An 18,888-nucleotide genomic window follows, 5' to 3' on the forward strand; every position below is an offset into this window, starting at 1 on the left:
ACGGTTTAACCTTTCTGGTTGATGACGGCTTCTACGATGCTGGAGGGCGCCTCGTCGTACTTCGAGAACTCCATAGTGTAGCTCGCACGACCCTGGGACTGAGAACGCAGATCGGTTGCGTAACCGAACATCTCGCCCAGCGGCACCGTCGCGCGGATGATCTTGCCGGAGGAAGAGTCATCCATGCCCTGCACCAGACCGCGACGACGGTTCAGGTCGCCCATGACGTCACCCATGAATTCCTCGGGGGTCACGACCTCGACCTTCATCACCGGTTCCAGCAGCACGGCTTTGGCCTTGCGGGCCCCTTCCTTGACAGCCATGGAAGAGGCAACCTTGAACGCGTTCTCGTTCGAGTCCACGTCATGGTAGGAGCCATCGTACAGCGTGACCTTGACGTCGATCATCGGGTAACCCGCGATGACGCCGTTCTGCAGCTGCTCAAAGGCCCCTTTCTCGACGGCACCCACGTACTCCTTGGGCACCACACCGCCGACGATCTCGGAAGCGAACTTGAAGTGCATGTCTTCGTCTTCGCCCTTGTCCGCCTCGGTCAGCGGCTCGATACGCAGCCAGACGTGGCCATACTGGCCGCGACCGCCAGACTGACGCACGAACTTGCCTTCCTGCTCGACGCTGCCGCGAATGGTTTCGCGGTAGGCGACCTGGGGCTTGCCGATATTGGCCTCGACCTTGAACTCGCGACGCATGCGGTCGACGATGATATCGAGGTGCAGCTCGCCCATGCCGGAGATGATGGTCTGCCCGGTTTCCTCGTCGGTCTTGACGCGGAAGGAGGGATCTTCCTGGGCCAGCTTGCCCAGTGCGACGCCCATCTTCTCCTGGTCGGTCTTGGTCTTCGGCTCCACGGCCACGGAGATCACCGGATCCGGGAACTCCATGCGCTCCAGCACGATCTTGTCGTTCAGATCGCACAGGGTATCGCCCGTGGTGACGTCCTTCAGGCCGATACAGGCAGCGATGTCACCAGCCAGAACTTCCTTGATCTCTTCGCGCGAGTTGGCGTGCATCTGCACGATACGACCCACGCGCTCTTTCTTCTGCTTGACCGAGTTGTAGACGCTGTCGCCGGAGTTCAGCACCCCGGAATAGACGCGAATGAAGGTCAGGGTACCGACGAACGGATCGGTGGCGATCTTGAACGCCAGCGCGGCGAAGGGAGCACTGTCATCCGCCTCGCGGGTGGCGATGGTGCCATCCCTGTCGTCCAGCTCACCCTCGATGGCCTTGACCTCGGTGGGTGACGGCATGTACTCGATGACGCCATCGAGCACGGCCTGCACGCCCTTGTTCTTGAACGCCGAGCCGCAGGTCACGAGCACGATCTCGTTGGCCAGGGTGCGGCGACGCAGGCCGGCCTTGATCTCTTCGATGGTCAGCTCACCACCCTCGAGATACTTGTCCATCAGCTCTTCGGATGCCTCGGCGGCCGCCTCGACCATCTCTTCGCGGTACTTCTCGGCGGTCTCCTGAAGCTCGGCAGGAATATCGACGAGGTCATAGCTCATGCCCTGGTCGGCTTCATTCCAGACGATGGCCTTCATGGTGATCAGGTCGACGACACCCTTGAAGTCTTCCTCGGTGCCCCAGTTGATCTGGATCGGCACGGCATTGGCGCCGAGACGCTCCTTGAGCTGGTCGACCACCATGAAGAAGTCGGCGCCGGTGCGGTCCATCTTGTTGACGAACACCATGCGCGGGACTTCGTACTTGTTGGCCTGGCGCCAGACGGTCTCGGTCTGGGGCTGGACGCCGGACGAGCCGCACAGCACCACGACGGCACCGTCGAGCACGCGCAGGGAACGCTCGACTTCGATGGTGAAGTCAACGTGTCCCGGCGTGTCGATGATGTTGATGCGGTGCTCATCGAACTGCTTGTTCATGCCCTGCCAGAAGCAGGTGGTCGCCGCGGAGGTGATGGTGATACCACGCTCCTGCTCCTGCTCCATCCAGTCCATGGTGGCTGCGCCATCATGGACCTCACCGACCTTGTGGGACAGGCCGGTGTAGAACAGCACGCGCTCGGTCGTGGTGGTCTTGCCGGCATCGACGTGAGCGACGATGCCGATATTACGGTAGCGTTTTAGTGGAGTCTTGCGAGCCACGGTGGAACTCCCCGTTGGTTGGCGATGCGTTTAGAAGCGCACTTAGAAGCGGTAGTGCGAGAACGCCTTGTTGGCCTCGGCCATGCGATGCACGTCTTCACGCTTCTTGACCGCGGAGCCCTTGCCCTCGGCGGCGTCGAGCATCTCGCCAGCGAGACGCTGCACCATGGTCTTCTCGCCGCGCTTGCGCGCCGCATCCACCAGCCAACGCATGGCCAGCGCCTGGCGACGCGAGGGGCGAACTTCTACCGGAACCTGATAGGTCGCACCACCGACGCGGCGGGACTTGACCTCGACCATCGGCTGGATGGCTTCCAGCGCGCGATCGAAGATCTCCAGCGGCTCTTCCTTGCTACGCTCGGCAACCTTGTCCAGCGCACCGTAGACGATGTGCTCGGCCACAGACTTCTTGCCGCTGTACATCAGGTGGTTCATGAACTTCGCCAGGCGCTCACTTCCGAACTTGGGATCCGGCAGGATTTCGCGCTTGGCTACTACTCTTCTTCTAGGCATGACAAGCCCTCTATCGAAGGGTCTTTCAGGCAAACCCGGAACTCCCGCACGCTCTTTTCGAACTCGCGACGCCCGGCCTTACTCTTATCAGACCGAAATTGATTCTGGATGCGTACCGAGGCCGATCAGGACTTGGGACGCTTGGTGCCGTACTTGGAACGGCCCTGCTTGCGGTTCTGCACGCCGGAAGTGTCCAGGGCGCCGCGAACGGTGTGATAGCGCACACCCGGCAAATCCTTGACACGGCCGCCGCGGATCAGCACGACAGAGTGTTCCTGAAGGTTGTGTCCTTCACCACCGATGTAGGACGACACCTCGAACCCGTTGGTCAGGCGCACGCGGCAGACCTTACGCAGGGCCGAGTTCGGCTTCTTCGGGGTGGTGGTGTAGACGCGGGTGCAGACACCGCGCTTCTGCGGACAGGCCTGCAGCGCCGGCACGTCGCTCTTGGCGGCGGGGCGCTTGCGCGGCTTGCGCACGAGCTGATTGATCGTTGCCATGTTGTGTAGCTGACTCCAATGGTTGCCTTGCCTTTCAGCGGGCGCGGGCACACCCACCCCACTGTTAAAGGCTGCGCATTCTAATGTCTAGCGGGGTCGGGCGTCAAGCCGGGAGCACCGCTCACGGCCTGACGCCTTCGCACGCCGTCTACAGGTCGTCGTCGTCCGAGTCCAGCGCGGTGAGCTGAGCGCCCAGCTCCTGCTCGACATCGAAGGCTGACGGGTGGAGCAGACGCTCGGTATCTTCACGCCGGCGGCGACGCTCCTGGTGATGAGCCAGACCGGTTCCTGCCGGAATCAGTCGGCCGACCACCACGTTCTCCTTCAGGCCGCGCAGGTAGTCGCGCTTGCCGGTAACCGCCGCCTCGGTCAGCACCCGCGTGGTCTCCTGGAAGGAGGCCGCGGAGATGAACGACTCGGTGGCCAGGCTGGCCTTGGTGATACCCAGCAGCACGCGCTGGTACTTGGCCGGGAACTTCTCTGCCTTCTCCAGGCGAGCATTCTGCTCCAGCACCCGCACCAGCTCGACCTGGTCACCCGGGATGAAGTCGGAATCGCCGGAATCGGTGATCTCGACCTTGCGCAGCATCTGACGCACGATCACTTCGATGTGCTTGTCGTTGATGCCCACGCCCTGGAGGCGGTAGACCTCCTGGATCTCGGCGGTGATGTACTTGGCCAGCTCCGCCACCCCCAGCAGCCGCAGGATATCGTGCGGGTTGCTCGGGCCATCGGAGATCACCTCGCCCTTCTCGACGCTCTCGCCCTCGAAGACGGCGATCTGGCGCCACTTCGGGATCAGCGCCTCGAACGGATCGCTGCCGTCCTCGGGGGAGATCGTCAGGCGACGCTTGCCCTTGGTCTCCTTGCCGAAGCTGATGACGCCGCTGACCTCGGCGAGGATCGCCGGCTCCTTCGGCTTGCGCGCCTCGAACAGGTCGGCCACGCGGGGCAGACCACCGGTGATGTCCTTGTTGCCGGACGCCTCCACCGGGATACGGGCGACGATCTCGCCGATACCGATCGCCGCACCGTTCTCCACCGAGACGATCGACTTGCCCGGCAGCAGGTACTGGACGGGCGTGTTCGAACCGGTGACGCTGATCGGTTCGCCGGCCTCGTCGGTGAGCAGGATCATCGGGCGCTTTTCGCGACCGGCCTGGGGACGGGCGGCGGACTCGATCACCTCGATGGAGGAGAGGCCGGTCATCTCATCCACGCTGCGGTGAATGGTCATGCCCTCGTCCATGTCGGCGTAATGCACCTTGCCCTCGACCTCGGCAATGATCGGGTGGGTGTGCGGATCCCACTTGGCCACGGCCTGGCCGGCATCCACGGCGTCGCCATCCTTGACGGAAAGCTCGGCACCGTAGGGCAGCTTGTAGTACTCGCGCTCACGGCCATGGTCGTCGGCGACGGCCAGGGCGCTGGAGCGGGAGACCACCACCAGCTTGCCGTCGGCGCGCTCGACGAACTTCATGTTGTGCAGGCGTACGCGACCGCCGTGCTTGACCTGGACGCTGTCCACCGCCGAGGCACGCGATGCCGCGCCACCGATGTGGAAGGTCCGCATGGTCAGCTGGGTGCCGGGTTCACCGATCGACTGGGCGGCGATGACACCCACCGACTCGCCGATGTTGACCTGATGGCCACGGGCCAGATCGCGGCCGTAGCAGCAGGCGCAGACGCCGTGCGCGGACTCGCAGGTGATGGCGCTGCGCACCACGATCTCGTCGACGCCCATGGTGTCGAGATGCTCGCACCAGGCTTCGTCGAGCAGGGTGCCCTTCTCGATCAGCACCTCGTCGGTGGCCGGATCGATGACATCCTGGGCCACCACGCGGCCAAGCACGCGCTGGGCCAGGGAGACGATGATATCGCCGCCCTCGATGACCGGGTGCAGCGTCAGGCCGCGCTCGGTGCCGCAGTCGGTCTCGGTGATCACCATGTCCTGGGCCACGTCGACCAGGCGACGGGTCAGGTAACCGGAGTTGGCGGTCTTCAGTGCCGTATCCGCCAGGCCTTTCCGCGCGCCGTGGGTCGAGATGAAGTACTGGAGTACGTTCAGGCCTTCACGGAAGTTGGCGACGATCGGCGTCTCGATGATCGAGCCGTCCGGCTTGGCCATCAGGCCACGCATACCCGCCAGCTGACGGATCTGGGCGGCACTACCCCGGGCACCGGAGTCGGCCATGATGAAGACGCTGTTGAAGGAGTCCTGCTCGACCTCGTTGCCGTCACGGTCGATCACGGTCTCCTTCTCGATCCCGCGCATCATCGCCTTGGCCACCTTGTCGTTGGCCTTGGACCAGATATCGATGACCTTGTTGTACTTCTCGCCGGCGGTGACGAGGCCCGAGGAGAACTGATCCTCGATCTCCTTCACCTCGGCCTCGGCCGCGTCGACGATCTCGACCTTGGCATCCGGGATGACGAAGTCGTTGACGCCGATGGAGGCGCCGGACCAGGTCGCCATGCGGAAACCGGTGTACATCAGCTGGTCGGCGAAGATGACCGTCGGCTTCAGGCCGGCACGACGATACACCTCGTTGAGCAGCTTGGAGATGGCCTTCTTCTTCATCGGCTGGTCGACCAGCTCGAAGGGCACGCCGTCGGGCAGGATGCGGAACAGCAGGGCACGACCGGCAGTGGTGTCGTAGATGGTACGCACCGTGCTCTGTTCCCCGGTCTCCTCGTCGACCAGCACCTCGGTGAGGCGCACCTTGACCCGGGCGTGCAGCGACACGCTCTGGGTACCGAAGGCGCGCTCGACCTCGTTGAGGCCGGAGAACACCATGCCCTCGCCCTTGGCGTTGATCTTCTCGCGGGTCATGTAGTACAGACCCAGCACCACGTCCTGGGACGGGACGATGATCGGATCGCCGTTGGCCGGTGACAGCACGTTGTTGGTGGCCATCATCAGCGCCCGCGCCTCGAGCTGGGCTTCCAGCGTCAGCGGCACGTGGACCGCCATCTGGTCACCGTCGAAGTCGGCGTTGTAGGCGGCACACACCAGCGGGTGCAGCTGGATCGCCTTGCCCTCGATCAGCAGCGGCTCGAAGGCCTGGATACCCAGACGGTGCAGGGTCGGCGCACGGTTGAGCAGCACCGGGTGTTCGCGGATGACCTCGGCGAGGATATCCCACACCTCGGGCAGCTCGCGCTCGACCATCTTCTTGGCGGCCTTGATGGTGGACGCGTGGCCCAGCGACTGCAGCTTGGAGTAGATGAACGGCTTGAACAGCTCCAGCGCCATCTTCTTGGGCAGACCGCACTGGTGCAGGCGCAGGGTCGGGCCGACGGTAATGACCGAACGGCCGGAGTAGTCGACGCGCTTGCCCAGCAGGTTCTGACGGAAACGCCCCTGCTTGCCCTTGATCATGTCGGCCAGGGACTTCAGCGGGCGCTTGTTCGAGCCGGTGATGGCCCGGCCGCGACGGCCGTTGTCCAGCAGGGCGTCGACCGCCTCCTGGAGCATGCGCTTCTCGTTGCGCACGATGATGTCCGGCGCATTGAGGTCGAGCAGACGCTTCAGGCGGTTATTGCGGTTGATCACCCGGCGATACAGGTCGTTCAGGTCGGAGGTCGCGAAGCGACCGCCGTCCAGCGGTACCAGCGGACGCAGGTCCGGCGGCAGTACCGGCAGCACCTCCATGACCATCCACGCCGGCGCGTTGCCGGAGTTGTGGAAGGCCTCCAGCAGCTTGAGCCGCTTGGAGAGCTTCTTGATCTTGGTCTCGGAGTTGGTCTGCGGGATCTCCTCGCGCAGCCGGTCGATCTCTTCCGGCAGCTCGATGTCCTTGAGCAGCGCCTGGATCGCCTCGGCGCCCATGCGGGCGTCGAAGTCGTCACCGAACTCCTCGAGGGCCTCGAAGTACTGCTCGTCGTTGAGCAGCTGGCCGCGCTCCAGGGTGGTCATGCCCGGGTCGATCACCACGAAGCTCTCGAAGTAGAGCACCCGCTCGATGTCGCGCAGGGTCATGTCCAGGAACATGCCGATGCGTGACGGCAGCGACTTCAGGAACCAGATGTGGGCAACCGGCGAGGCCAGCTCGATGTGGCCCATGCGCTCGCGACGCACCGCCGCCTTGGTCACTTCGACGCCGCACTTCTCGCAGATGATGCCGCGGTGCTTCATGCGCTTGTACTTGCCGCAGAGGCACTCGTAGTCCTTCACCGGGCCAAAGATCTTGGCGCAGAACAGGCCGTCCCGCTCCGGCTTGAAGGTACGGTAGTTGATGGTCTCGGGCTTCTTGACCTCACCGAAGGACCAGGAGCGAATCATGTCCGGCGAGGCGAGCGAGATCTTGATCGCATCGAACTCTTCGGACTGTGACTGCGATTTGAGGACTTTCACCAAATCTTTCATGGAGTCGGCTCCTAGCTCTCTAACTCGATATCGATGCCCAGCGAACGGATTTCCTTAACGAGTACGTTGAAGGATTCCGGCATGCCGGCATGCATGGTGTGGTCGCCGTCCACAATGCTCTTGTACATCTTGGTGCGACCTTCCACGTCGTCGGACTTCACCGTCAGCATCTCCTGGAGGGTGTAGGCGGCACCGTAGGCTTCCAGCGCCCAGACCTCCATCTCCCCGAAGCGCTGGCCACCGAACTGCGCCTTGCCGCCCAGCGGCTGCTGGGTGACGAGCGAGTAGGAGCCGGTGGAGCGCGCGTGCATCTTGTCGTCGACCAGGTGGTTGAGCTTCAGCATGTACATGTAGCCCACCGTGACCGGCCGGTCGAAGGCGTCGCCGGTACGTCCGTCGTACAGGGCCATCTGGCCGGAGTCCGGCAGATCCGCCAGGCGCAGCAGGTGCTTGATCTCGCTCTCATCGGCGCCGTCGAACACCGGCGAGGCCATCGGCACGCCGCTGCGCAGGTTCTTCGCCAGGGCGATCACCTCGTCGTCGCTGAGGGTGTCGAGGTCCTCGACCCGGGTACCGGTAGCCGAGTTGTAGACCTTGTCCAGGAACTCGCGGATCTCGGCCACCTGCTGGCCGCGGGCGTCGCGGAGCATGGCATCGATCTTCACGCCCAGCCCTTGAGCCGCCAGGCCCAGGTGGGTCTCGAGGATCTGACCGACGTTCATGCGCGACGGCACGCCCAGCGGGTTGAGGACGACGTCCACCGACACACCGTTGTCGTCGAAGGGCATGTCCTCGACCGGCATGATGGCGGAGATGACACCCTTGTTACCGTGACGGCCGGCCATCTTGTCACCCGGCTGGATGCGACGCTTGACCGCCATGTAGACCTTGACGATCTTCAGTACGCCCGGCGCCAGATCATCGCCCTGGGTGAGCTTGCGCTTCTTGTCCTCGAAGCGCTCCTCCATTTCCTTGCGACGGTTCTCCAGCTGCTCGTCGGCCTGGGCCAGCAGCTCGTTGAGGGACTCCTCCTGCAGGCGCAGCTTGAACCACTGCTGGCGCGGCAGCTCCTCCAGGTAGCTCTCGGAGAGCACGTCGCCCTTCTTGAGCTTGGGCCCGCCATGCACCACCTCGCCATTCAGGGTGCGCTTGAGGCGCTCGAAGGTGGCGTCCTCGGCGATGCGGTAGGTCTCCTGCAGGTCCTTGCGCACCTCGTCGAGCTGCATCTGCTCGATGGCCAGTGCACGGGAATCCTTCTCCACGCCGTCGCGGGTGAAGACCTGGACGTCGATGACCGTACCCTTCATGCCGGTCGGCGCACGTAGCGAGGTGTCCTTCACGTCGGAGGCCTTCTCGCCGAAGATCGCCCGCAGCAGCTTCTCTTCCGGCGTCAGCTGGGTCTCGCCCTTGGGCGTGACCTTGCCCACCAGGATGTCGCCCGGGCCGACTTCGGCACCGATGTAGACCACGCCCGCCTCGTCCAGCTTGGAGAGCGCCGACTCACCCACGTTGGGGATGTCGGAGGTGATCTCCTCCGGCCCCAGCTTGGTGTCGCGGGACACACAGGTCAGTTCCTGGATGTGGATGGTGGTGAAACGGTCTTCCTGTACCACCCGCTCCGAGAGCAGGATGGAGTCCTCGAAGTTGTAGCCGTTCCAGGGCATGAAGGCGATACGCATGTTCTGGCCAAGGGCCAGATCGCCCATGTCGACGGAGGGACCGTCGGCCAGGATGTCGCCACGCGCCACCACGTCACCGGGGCGCACGATGGGGCGCTGGTTCATGCAGGTGTTCTGGTTGGAACGCACGTACTTGGTGAGGTTGTAGATATCGACGCCGGCCTCGCCGCCGATGATCTCGTCCTCATTGATACGCACCACGATACGCTTGGCGTCGACCGAGTCGATCACGCCACCGCGACGCGCCACGGCGCAGACGCCGGAGTCACGGGCCACGAAACGCTCCATGCCGGTACCCACCAGCGGCTTCTCGGCACGCAGGGTCGGCACCGCCTGACGCTGCATGTTCGAGCCCATCAGGGCGCGGTTGGCGTCATCGTGCTCGAGGAACGGGATCAGCGCCGCGGCCACGGAGACCACCTGGCGCGGAGAGACGTCCATCAGCGTCACCTGCTCGGGACGCATGAAGGTGGTCTCGCCCTTGTGGCGCACCTGAACCAGGTCGTCGTCCAGCTTGTTGGACTCGTCCACGGCAGCCGAGGCCTGGGCGATGACGTAATCGCCCTCCTCGATGGCCGAGAGGTGCACCACCTCGTCGGTCACCTGGCGATCCACCACCTTGCGGTACGGCGTCTCGAGGAAGCCATAGCTGTTGGTGTGGCTGTAGGTGGCCAGGGAGTTGATCAGACCGATGTTCGGCCCTTCCGGCGTCTCGATGGGGCAGAGGCGACCGTAGTGCGTGGCGTGAACGTCGCGCACCTCGAAGCCGGCCCGCTCACGAGTCAGGCCGCCCGGCCCAAGCGCGGAGACGCGGCGCTTGTGGGTGACCTCGGAGAGCGGGTTGTTCTGGTCCATGAACTGCGAGAGCTGGCTGGAACCGAAGAACTCCTTGACCGCCGCGGCGACGGGCTTGGCGTTGATCAGGTCCTGGGGCATCAGGCCCTCGCTCTCGGCCATGGAGAGACGCTCCTTGACCGCACGCTCGACCCGCACCAGGCCAACGCGGAACTGGTTCTCGGCCATCTCGCCGACGCAGCGGATGCGGCGGTTGCCCAGGTGATCGATATCGTCGACTTCGCCGAAGCCGTTACGGATATAGATCAGTTCCTTGAGCACATCGAGAATGTCACGGTTGTCGAGCACGCCGGAGCCGGTGTCGGCATCGCGACGCAGGCGACGGTTGAACTTCATCCGACCGACGCCCGACAGGTCGTAGCGGTCCTCGGTGAAGAACAGGTTGTGGAACAGGGTCTCGGCGGCCTCCTTGGTGGGCGGCTCGCCGGGACGCATCATGCGGTAGATCTCGACCAGCGCCTCGAGCTGGGAACCGGTGGTATCCAGCCGCAGCGTGTCGGAGATGAAGGAACCGCAATCGAGATCGTTGGTGTACAGCGTCTCGATGGTGGTGATGCCGGCCTGCCCGAGCTTCTCGAGCAGCTCGGGAGTGATCACGGTATTGCAGGGGCAGATCAGCTCACCGGTGCTGGAATCGACCTGATCCCGTGCCAGGGTCTTGCCGAACAGGTAGTCCATCGGCACGTCCAGGCGCTCCAGCCCGGACTTCTCCAGCTGGCGGATATGCTTCTGGGTGATGCGCCGGCCTTCCTCGACGATGAGGTTGCCCTCGCCATCCTTGATGTCGAAGGTGGCGGTCTCGCCGCGCAGGCGCGACGGCACCAGCTCCACAGAGAAACCCGATTTCTCGATGTGGAAGGTGCTGGTCTCGAAGAACTCGTCGAGAACCTCCTCGGCGGTCAACCCCAGGGCACGCAGCAGCACGGTCGCCGGCAGCTTGCGCCGACGGTCGATACGCACGAAGACGTTGTCCTTGGGATCGAACTCGAAGTCGAGCCAGGAGCCGCGGTAGGGAATCACGCGAGCGGAGTAGAGCAGCTTGCCGGATGAATGGCTCTTGCCCTTGTCGTGATCGAAGAACACGCCGGGAGAGCGATGCAGCTGGGAGACGATGACACGCTCGGTACCGTTGACGACAAAGGTCCCGTTCTCGGTCATCAGGGGGATTTCCCCCATGTAGACTTCCTGCTCCTTGATGTCCTTGATGGCCTTGTTCGAGGAGTCCCGATCATAGATGATCAGGCGAACCTTGACCCGCAGGGGCGCCGAGTAGGTAACGCCACGGAGCTGGCACTCCTTGACGTCGAAGGCCGGCGTGCCGAAGCGGTAGCTGACATACTCGAGCGCGGCGTTGCCGGAGAAGCTCTCGATCGGGAACACGGACTTGAAGGCCGCGTGGAGCCCGCTATCGAGGCGCTCATCGGCCGAGCGGTCCTGCTGGAGGAAGTCGTAGTAGGAATCAAGCTGGATCGCCAGCAGGTAGGGCACATCCATCACTTGGGGCAGTTTGCCGAAATCCTTGCGGATGCGTTTTTTCTCAGTGTATGAGTAAGCCATCTGTATTCCCCAGCTTGTTCACCATGGGTGACCGATGCGTGGTCGGCGCCACCCGACGGGCTCGACCCCGTCAGGCGCTGACGGCAAGCTCCCCAGAGGGTAGCTCGCCGTCGGGATTCTTCTAGCAGCGCTGCAACGGCAGGCGGCTAGTGCAACAGAAAAAGGCCGGCAGCGGGAGGGCCCGCCACCAGCCGTGGAAGCTTACGCAGCGCGTGAAGCCATGGGCACAAGGATTACTTGAGCTCCACGCTCGCGCCGGCTTCTTCCAGCTTCTTCTTGGCCGCTTCGGCGTCGTCCTTGGACAGGCCTTCCTTGATGGTCGCCGGTGCGCCGTCAACGGCACCCTTGGCTTCCTTCAGGCCCAGGCCGGTCAGTTCGCGCACAGCCTTGATCACGTTGACTTTCTTCTCGCCAGCGCTGGTCAGGACCAGGTCGAACTCGGTCTGCTCTTCAGCGACTTCGCCAGCAGCAGCCGGGCCAGCCATCACGGCGGCGGCGGCAGAAACGCCGAACTTCTCTTCCATCGCTTCGATCAGCTCGACGACTTCCATGACGGACATGTCGGCGACGGCGTTGATGATGTCTTCTTTGGTCAGTGCCATTTTGGTCTTCCTAACTTTGCGGGAGCCTCGGCGCGCCGAGCGCTCGTCTGTTCAGAGTTCGATTCAGGCTGCAGGAGCGAGTTCGCCGATCAGGCGGCCGCTTCCTGCTTCTGGTCGCGCAGGGCGGCCAGGGTACGAACCAGCTTGCCGGCAGATGCTTCCTTCATGACGGACATCAGCTTGGCGATGGCCTCGTCATAAGTCGGCAGCGTTGCCAGTCGATCGATGTCGCTTGCCGGAATCAGCTCACCTTCGTAGGCCAGCGCCTTCACTTCAAAGTTCTGATCCTGCTTGGAAAACTCCTTGAACAGGCGGGCTGCAGCGCCCGGATGCTCGGTGGAGAAAGCCAGCAGTGTCGGACCGATGAAGCTCTCGTTCAGGCATTCCCACTGGGTGCCTGAGAGGGCGCGGCGTGCCAGGGTGTTGCGAACAACACGGATCTGCACGCCATTCTCGCGGGCCTGCTTGCGCAGGTCGGTCATCTTCTCGACCGTGACACCACGAGAATCGGCAACTACGACGGAGAGTGCGCCCTTGGCCGCTTCACTGACCTCGGCAACAATCGCCTTCTTGCCTTCGAGTGCTAGTGGCACAGTGATCACTCCTTCGTGCCGGAACCTCGCTACGCGGGCTCCGGGGGTTACCATCTCTTCCGTAGGCCGCCTTGCGACGGATTCCGGAAGTCCCGGGTGATGGTGCTCACCAGCGATCTGGCGGCCACACCATCTGCGCAGGCACCCCATGCCGGGGACATTAAGCCGCCACTCGTGAGCGGCGGCGCCTGCGGTCTTTGACGGCGCCCCTCGCACCCTGCCTGGCAAGGCGCTCGGGGACCGCAAAGTTCTTGCAAACTACACTTGCGGCTCGCTGCCGGCATCGATGCCCGACAGCAGCCGACTCTCGCCCTGGTTACACCAGGGCGGAGTGGTCGAGGGTCAGACCCGGGCCCATGGTAGTGGACAGGGTGACCTTCTTGAAGTAGATACCCTTGGACGTGCTCGGCTTGAGACGCTTGAGGTCGGCAACCAGCGCTTCCAGGTTGCCCTGGATGGCGGTCGCATCGAAGTCGACCTTGCCCAGCGTGGTGTGGATGATGCCATTCTTGTCGGTACGGAAACGCACCTGACCCGCCTTGGCATTCTTCACCGCGGTGGCAACGTCCGGCGTCACGGTGCCGACCTTGGGGTTGGGCATCAGGCCACGCGGACCGAGGATCTGGCCCAGCTGGCCGACGACGCGCATGGCGTCCGGCGAGGCGATGACCACGTCGAAGTCGAGCTGGCCCTTCTTGACCCGCTCGGCCAGGTCGTCCATGCCGACGATATCGGCACCGGCTTCCTTGGCGGCATCGGCATTGGCACCCTGGGTAAAGACGGCAACGCGCACGTCCTTGCCGGTACCGTTGGGCATCACCGTGGCACCGCGCACGACCTGGTCGGATTTACGCGGGTCAACGCCCAGGTTGATGGCGACGTCGAGAGACTCCTTGAACTTGACGGTGGACAGCTCATTGAGCAGCGCCACGGCCTCTTCCAGGGAGTACGCCTTGGTCGGATCGACCTTCTCGCGAATCACCTTGGCGCGCTTGGACAGTTTAGCCATGATCAGAGACCCTCCACGTTCAGGCCCATGCTGCGGGCGCTACCGGCAATGGTACGCACAGCGGCGTCGAGATCGGCAGCCGTCAGATCCGGCTCCTTGGTCTTGGCGATCTCCTCGAGCTGCTCGCGGGTCACGGTGCCGACCTTCTTCTTGTTCGGCTCGCCGGAGCCGGACTTGATGCCAGCCGCCTTCTTCAGCAGGACGGCCGCGGGCGGCGTCTTGGTGATGAAGGTGAAGCTGCGATCGGAGTAGACGGTGATGACCACGGGAGTCGGCAGACCCGGCTCGATCTCCTGCGTAGCCGCATTGAAGGCCTTGCAGAATTCCATGATGTTGACACCGTGCTGACCCAGCGCGGGGCCCACGGGGGGACTCGGGTTGGCCTTACCGGCTGCAACCTGCAGCTTGATGTAAGCCTGTACTTTCTTGGCCATGATGGACTCCAGTTGGGTAGTAGCGCCTTTCGGCTCCCCGGGTTATACGGCCGCCTCGGCGGCCAGACAGCAGATGCCGGGCCGAGAGGATTACTCCTTCTCGACCTGGGCAAATTCCAGTTCGACCGGTGTCGCCCGCCCAAAGATCAGCACGCTGACCTGGAGGCGACTCTTGTCGTAGTTGACTTCCTCGACCACGCCATTGAAATCGGCGAAGGGGCCGTCGACGACGCGCACGGACTGCCCCGGCTCGAAGACGGTCTTGGGACGCGGCTTGTCGGTGCCATCCTTCACCCGACGCAGGATGCCATCGGCCTCCTTCTGGGTGATGGGCGCCGGCTTCTCCTTGGTGCCACCGATGAAGCCCATGACCCGGGGCGTCTCGTTGACCAGGTGCCATGTCGCGTCATCCATCTCCATCTCGACCAGCACGTAGCCAGGATAGAACTTGCGCTCGCTCTTGCGGCGCTTGCCGTCCCGCATCTCGACGACTTCTTCGGTTGGCACCAGAATCTCGCCGAAGCGATCCTCCATGCCATACATCTTCACGCGCTCCAACAGGGAGCGCATGACATGCTTCTCGAAGCCGGAGTAGGCGTGAACGACGTACCAACGCTTGGACATGAAAACTCCTAACCGATGACGCCGGACATCGCCCAGCCAAGAAGGGTGTCGATCAGCCACAGCATCAGACCGACCACCAGCACGGCGACAAGCACGATAGCCGTGGTCTGCACGGTTTCGGGGCGGGTCGGCCACACCACCCGCTGAATCTCTTTCTTGGCGCTCTTGGCCAGCTCGGCCAGATCGCGTCCCTTGGCGGTAGTCAGCGCGATCACCGCGGCGGCTGCACAGAGAACGACGACACCCAGTACGCGGTAGAGGATGGCCTGGTCGGCAAAGTAGGTGTTTCCCACGACAGCCACGACCAGCAACGTGACGACCACCGCCCACTTGAGCCCGTCGTGGCGCGACTCCTGCACCTCGGCGTTATGTTTCATGAAAACGTGACTCCTCAGGGTGCGGCAATCGAATCATATATCTGAAAGATGGGTGCCAACCTGGGGGAGGCTGGCAGGCCAGGAGGGAATCGAACCCCCAACCTGCGGTTTTGGAGACCGCTGCTCTGCCAATTGAGCTACTGGCCTGTATCTGATGCGCGCAACCCCTTGCAGGCAGCATGCACAACAGCGGGCGCCATGATAGCGAAGGTACCGCCTTCTGGCAACCCTTTCCGGACGCCTGCACCGGAAAAAGAAAAAGGCGAGCCATTGCTCGCCTCTCTCTGTTTGGAGCTCATGGACGGATTTGAACCGTCGACCTCACCCTTACCAAGGGTGTGCTCTACCCCTGAGCTACATGAGCAAAACCCTTTGGCACATCTTGCATGCCCCGCACCGACCACTATCGTCAGCGCTTGCCATACTGGAGCGGGCAGCGGGGATCGAACCCGCATCATCAGCTTGGAAGGCTGAGGTTCTACCATTGAACTATGCCCGCCCACCCACTCTGGCAGCCGAATCGCCAAAGTCGATCACGGCATGAAACTTGGTGGAGGGGGAAGGATTCGAACCTTCGAAGCTTTCGCGGCAGATTTACAGTCTGCTCCCTTTGGCCACTCGGGAACCCCTCCAACTGGCGGCTTATTCTACCGCCTCCACGAACCGTGTCAAGTGCTTGTTTATCAGCAACTTGCTTGGATCGATCCCAATCGGGAACACCCCAGGCCGTGGAACGCGCTGCATTGTGTCAAAGCAGCATGGAGAAAGCAAGGCCCGCGCGGATTTTTTCCAATCCTGCCGGCGGAGGCACCCGCGGGGCGCCCGACATGCGCCCGGCACGCTCGGCTGCAGTCAGCGGGAAGCACGCCTCGAGCCCCCCGTACACCATGTCCGGCCAGACCGCATGGGGTGACTGCATCCCACGCGCCACGACGCGGGCATCCCCCCCGGTAAGCAGCATCGGCAACGCCACGCCCTCCCGGTCGCACACCTCCGAGTAGATCCGGTTGATGGCGCTGACCGCGGCCATATAGATCCCGTGATTGACCGCCTCAACGGTGCGCTGCCCGGGCAGCAGCAGCTCTTCGGCCTCGCTGTCCGGATCGATGGCCACGTTGCGCGTGCCCAGCTTGAGGCTCTCCTTCATCAGCCGCAGTCCCGGGATGATATAACCGCCCAGGTGCCGCCCACCGGGCAATACGAAGTCGACGGTGATGGCACTGCCGCAGTCCACCGCGCAGCAGCCTCCCGCCAACTGGTAGCCCGCCAGCACCCCTAGCCAGCGATCCACCCCCAGCCGATGAGGCTCCTCATAGCCATTGACGACGCCAAGCGCCTCCGGCGTGGAGCGCGCCACATGCACTCCCCGCACGCGACTATGCAGCAGCGAAACGGTCTGCTCCAGGACCGCCTCCCGGGCCACGCTGGAAATTCGTACCGCTTCGACCACATCCAGATCGGGAATGTCGGAGCCAGGCTTCCACTCCTCGCGGGTCCAGACGGCACCACGCGAACGGATCTCGCTGCTGTCGGCATCCTTGAGGCGCCACTTCGACAGCGTATTGCCGATATCCAGGTCAAGGATCATGAACGTCCACGCACGCTGATCTCCCCTCCAGCCAACCGTTCACGCCGCCCTTCGCGGAGAATACAGAGATTGCCCGACTCGTCGACCCCTTCCGCCGTCGCCACCAGGCTCTGCCCTCCCCGGAGCACGTCGATGTCGCAGCCGGCAAAGGCATGCCTGGCATTCCACTCGTCGCGCCAGGCAGCGAAACCCTGCCCTTCGTAGCCGGCGAGCAACGGCAGAAGCTCATCCAGCAATTCGGATGCCAGTCGGTTGCGAGACAGCTCCGGAGCCTGGTCGTGCACCGCCGCGACCGGCTGCTCGATCGTCTCGCGAAAGGCCTGCGGCAGGCTGACATTGATCCCCATGCCGATCACGACCTCGCAGGGACCTGCCGCATCGCCGCTGATCTCGACCAGGATGCCGGCCAGCTTGCCCAGCCCCCCGTCGTCGCACTCCAGGAGCACATCGTTGGGCCACTTGAGCCTGGGGGTAAGGCCGTGCCGTTCCAGCACCTGGGCCAGTACCACCCCGACGGCCAGACTGAGCCCCTCCAGGGCCACGACACCGGAGTCGAACCTCCAGCCCAGCGACAGCATAAGGGCTCGCCCCCAGGGGGTAGACCAGGTTCGGCCACGGCGCCCACGGCCTTCGCTCTGCTGCTCCACCAGGCACACCTCTCCGTGCCCGGCGCCATGGTCGAAGCGCTGGCGGATGAACTGATTGCTTGATGGCAGCGTCTCTTCAATGAACAGGCGAGCGAGATGCTGCCGACCCTGCCGCGACAGCCCCGCCACGATGCCCCCGCCATCCAGCAGCTCCAGCGGCCCCGCGATCCGGTATCCCTGCCCCTTGACGGCCTCCAGGGGGATGTCCAGCGCCTCGAGCTTCTTCAGCTGCTTCCATACCGCCGTACGCGACACGCCCAGCCGCTCGCCCAGCTGCTCGCCGGAGTGAAACTCTCCGTCACTCAGCAGGCGGATCAGATCACCGATGGTCATGCCCTGTGCCCCAACCGGGAAAAGGCCCATTCTAGCGGAACTGCCGCGGGCCCTGCACTGATTACAAAAAGAAAAACCCCGAGCTCTTTCGAACTCGGGGTTTTCTTGGAATAAATGCCTGACGACCGGGGCGGCCTCCCGCGACTCTCCACGGGAGACCCCCAAATAGCGAAGCCCCGACCAATGGCCGGGGCTTCTGAATAAATGCCTGACGATGACCTACTCTCGCATGGGGAGACCCCACACTACCATCGGCGCTGAGCGGTTTCACTGCTGAGTTCGGCATGGGATCAGGTGGTTCCCGAACGCTATGGTCGTCAGGCAAAACTGGTTGGAATCATGCTGGCGTGATCGTCTCGGCCACGGTGCTCACCGGGCCTTGCGTATCCGTCAATTGCGCGCGTAATGCGCAGACCCCTTGGGGTTATATGGTCAAGCCTCACGGGCAATTAGTACCGGTTAGCTCAACGCCTTGCAGCGCTTCCACACCCGGCCTATCAACCAGCTGGTCTCGCTGGGCCCTTCAGGAGGCTCAAGGCCTCAGGGATGTCTCATCTTGAAGGGGGCTTCCCGCTTAGATGCTTTCAGCGGTTATCCTGTCCGCACATAGCTACCCGGCAATGCCACTGGCGTGACAACCGGAACACCAGAGGTGCGTCCACTCCGGTCCTCTCGTACTAGGAGCAGCTCTTCTCAAACATCCAACGCCCACGGCAGATAGGGACCGAACTGTCTCACGACGTTCTAAACCCAGCTCGCGTACCACTTTAAATGGCGAACAGCCATACCCTTGGGACCGACTTCAGCCCCAGGATGTGATGAGCCGACATCGAGGTGCCAAACACCGCCGTCGATGTGAACTCTTGGGCGGTATCAGCCTGTTATCCCCGGAGTACCTTTTATCCGTTGAGCGATGGCCCTTCCATACAGAACCACCGGATCACTAGAACCTACTTTCGTACCTGCTCGACGTGTCTGTCTCGCAGTCAAGCACCCTTATGCTCTTGCACTCACTGCACGATTTCCGACCGTGCTGAGGGTACCTTCGTGCTCCTCCGTTACTCTTTAGGAGGAGACCGCCC

At 63.3% G+C, this 18,888-nt stretch carries 13 protein-coding genes, 4 tRNA genes and 2 rRNA genes (1 of these 19 only partly in view); all 19 read right to left on the reverse strand.

Features of this window, described 5'->3' with window-relative positions:
- Positions 1-5 precede the first annotated feature (5 nt).
- Positions 6-2,126 carry an elongation factor G gene (fusA, locus tag LY622_RS22335; RefSeq protein WP_234292932.1) on the reverse strand — a complete coding sequence of 707 codons (2,121 nt, stop codon included), beginning with the start codon at positions 2,124-2,126 and terminating at the stop codon, positions 6-8.
- 42 nt (positions 2,127-2,168) lie between these two features.
- Positions 2,169-2,639, reverse strand: a complete 471-nt coding sequence (gene rpsG / locus LY622_RS22340; protein WP_114480494.1) for a 30S ribosomal protein S7 — start codon at positions 2,637-2,639, stop codon at positions 2,169-2,171.
- 125 nt (positions 2,640-2,764) lie between these two features.
- Complete coding sequence (gene rpsL / locus LY622_RS22345) at positions 2,765-3,139, reverse strand: 30S ribosomal protein S12 (protein ID WP_010626462.1); 375 nt, start codon at positions 3,137-3,139, stop codon at positions 2,765-2,767.
- Positions 3,140-3,287: 148 nt separating this feature from the next.
- Positions 3,288-7,508 (reverse strand): DNA-directed RNA polymerase subunit beta', encoded by a 4,221-nt coding sequence (gene rpoC, locus LY622_RS22350; RefSeq protein ID WP_234292933.1) that lies wholly within the window; start codon positions 7,506-7,508, stop codon positions 3,288-3,290.
- Between the two features lie 11 nt (positions 7,509-7,519).
- Complete coding sequence (rpoB, locus tag LY622_RS22355; RefSeq protein WP_234281029.1) at positions 7,520-11,599, reverse strand: DNA-directed RNA polymerase subunit beta; 4,080 nt, start codon at positions 11,597-11,599, stop codon at positions 7,520-7,522.
- Between the two features lie 233 nt (positions 11,600-11,832).
- The gene (gene rplL / locus LY622_RS22360; protein ID WP_114480497.1) at positions 11,833-12,201 is read right to left on the reverse strand and encodes a 50S ribosomal protein L7/L12; all 369 of its coding nucleotides are present in this window, start codon (positions 12,199-12,201) and stop codon (positions 11,833-11,835) included.
- Between the two features lie 89 nt (positions 12,202-12,290).
- Entirely contained in the window at positions 12,291-12,794 is a 504-nt protein-coding gene (rplJ, locus tag LY622_RS22365; protein ID WP_043514693.1) for a 50S ribosomal protein L10, read from the reverse strand.
- 316 nt (positions 12,795-13,110) lie between these two features.
- Positions 13,111-13,803, reverse strand: a complete 693-nt coding sequence (gene rplA / locus LY622_RS22370; RefSeq protein WP_234292935.1) for a 50S ribosomal protein L1 — start codon at positions 13,801-13,803, stop codon at positions 13,111-13,113.
- Positions 13,804-13,805: 2 nt separating this feature from the next.
- Positions 13,806-14,237 (reverse strand): 50S ribosomal protein L11, encoded by a 432-nt coding sequence (gene rplK / locus LY622_RS22375; RefSeq protein WP_043514686.1) that lies wholly within the window; start codon positions 14,235-14,237, stop codon positions 13,806-13,808.
- 90 nt (positions 14,238-14,327) lie between these two features.
- Complete coding sequence (gene nusG, locus LY622_RS22380; RefSeq protein ID WP_234281027.1) at positions 14,328-14,861, reverse strand: transcription termination/antitermination protein NusG; 534 nt, start codon at positions 14,859-14,861, stop codon at positions 14,328-14,330.
- Between the two features lie 8 nt (positions 14,862-14,869).
- Positions 14,870-15,238, reverse strand: a complete 369-nt coding sequence (gene secE / locus LY622_RS22385) for a preprotein translocase subunit SecE (protein WP_234292937.1) — start codon at positions 15,236-15,238, stop codon at positions 14,870-14,872.
- A gap of 71 nt (positions 15,239-15,309) precedes the next feature.
- Positions 15,310-15,385, reverse strand: a tRNA-Trp gene (locus tag LY622_RS22390).
- A gap of 142 nt (positions 15,386-15,527) precedes the next feature.
- Positions 15,528-15,602 (reverse strand) — tRNA-Thr (locus tag LY622_RS22395).
- Between the two features lie 61 nt (positions 15,603-15,663).
- Positions 15,664-15,737, reverse strand: a tRNA-Gly gene (locus LY622_RS22400).
- Between the two features lie 49 nt (positions 15,738-15,786).
- Positions 15,787-15,870: transfer RNA gene (locus LY622_RS22405), tRNA-Tyr, on the reverse strand.
- Positions 15,871-15,986: 116 nt separating this feature from the next.
- Entirely contained in the window at positions 15,987-16,826 is an 840-nt protein-coding gene (locus LY622_RS22410) for a type III pantothenate kinase (RefSeq protein WP_234281025.1), read from the reverse strand.
- Positions 16,823-17,806: a biotin--[acetyl-CoA-carboxylase] ligase gene (locus tag LY622_RS22415; RefSeq protein ID WP_234292938.1), complete on the reverse strand. Its 984-nt coding sequence runs from the start codon at positions 17,804-17,806 to the stop codon at positions 16,823-16,825. The genes LY622_RS22410 and LY622_RS22415 overlap by 4 nt, the downstream gene beginning before the upstream one ends.
- Before the next feature lie 206 nt (positions 17,807-18,012).
- Positions 18,013-18,128: ribosomal RNA gene (gene rrf, locus LY622_RS22420) — 5S ribosomal RNA — on the reverse strand.
- Positions 18,129-18,234: 106 nt separating this feature from the next.
- A 23S ribosomal RNA gene (locus LY622_RS22425) occupies positions 18,235-18,888 on the reverse strand; its annotated part runs 1,072 nt beyond the window's last position; the annotation flags it as partial.

It is taken from the genome of Halomonas alkalisoli, assembly GCF_021412585.1.
GTDB lineage: Bacteria > Pseudomonadota > Gammaproteobacteria > Pseudomonadales > Halomonadaceae > Halomonas > Halomonas alkalisoli.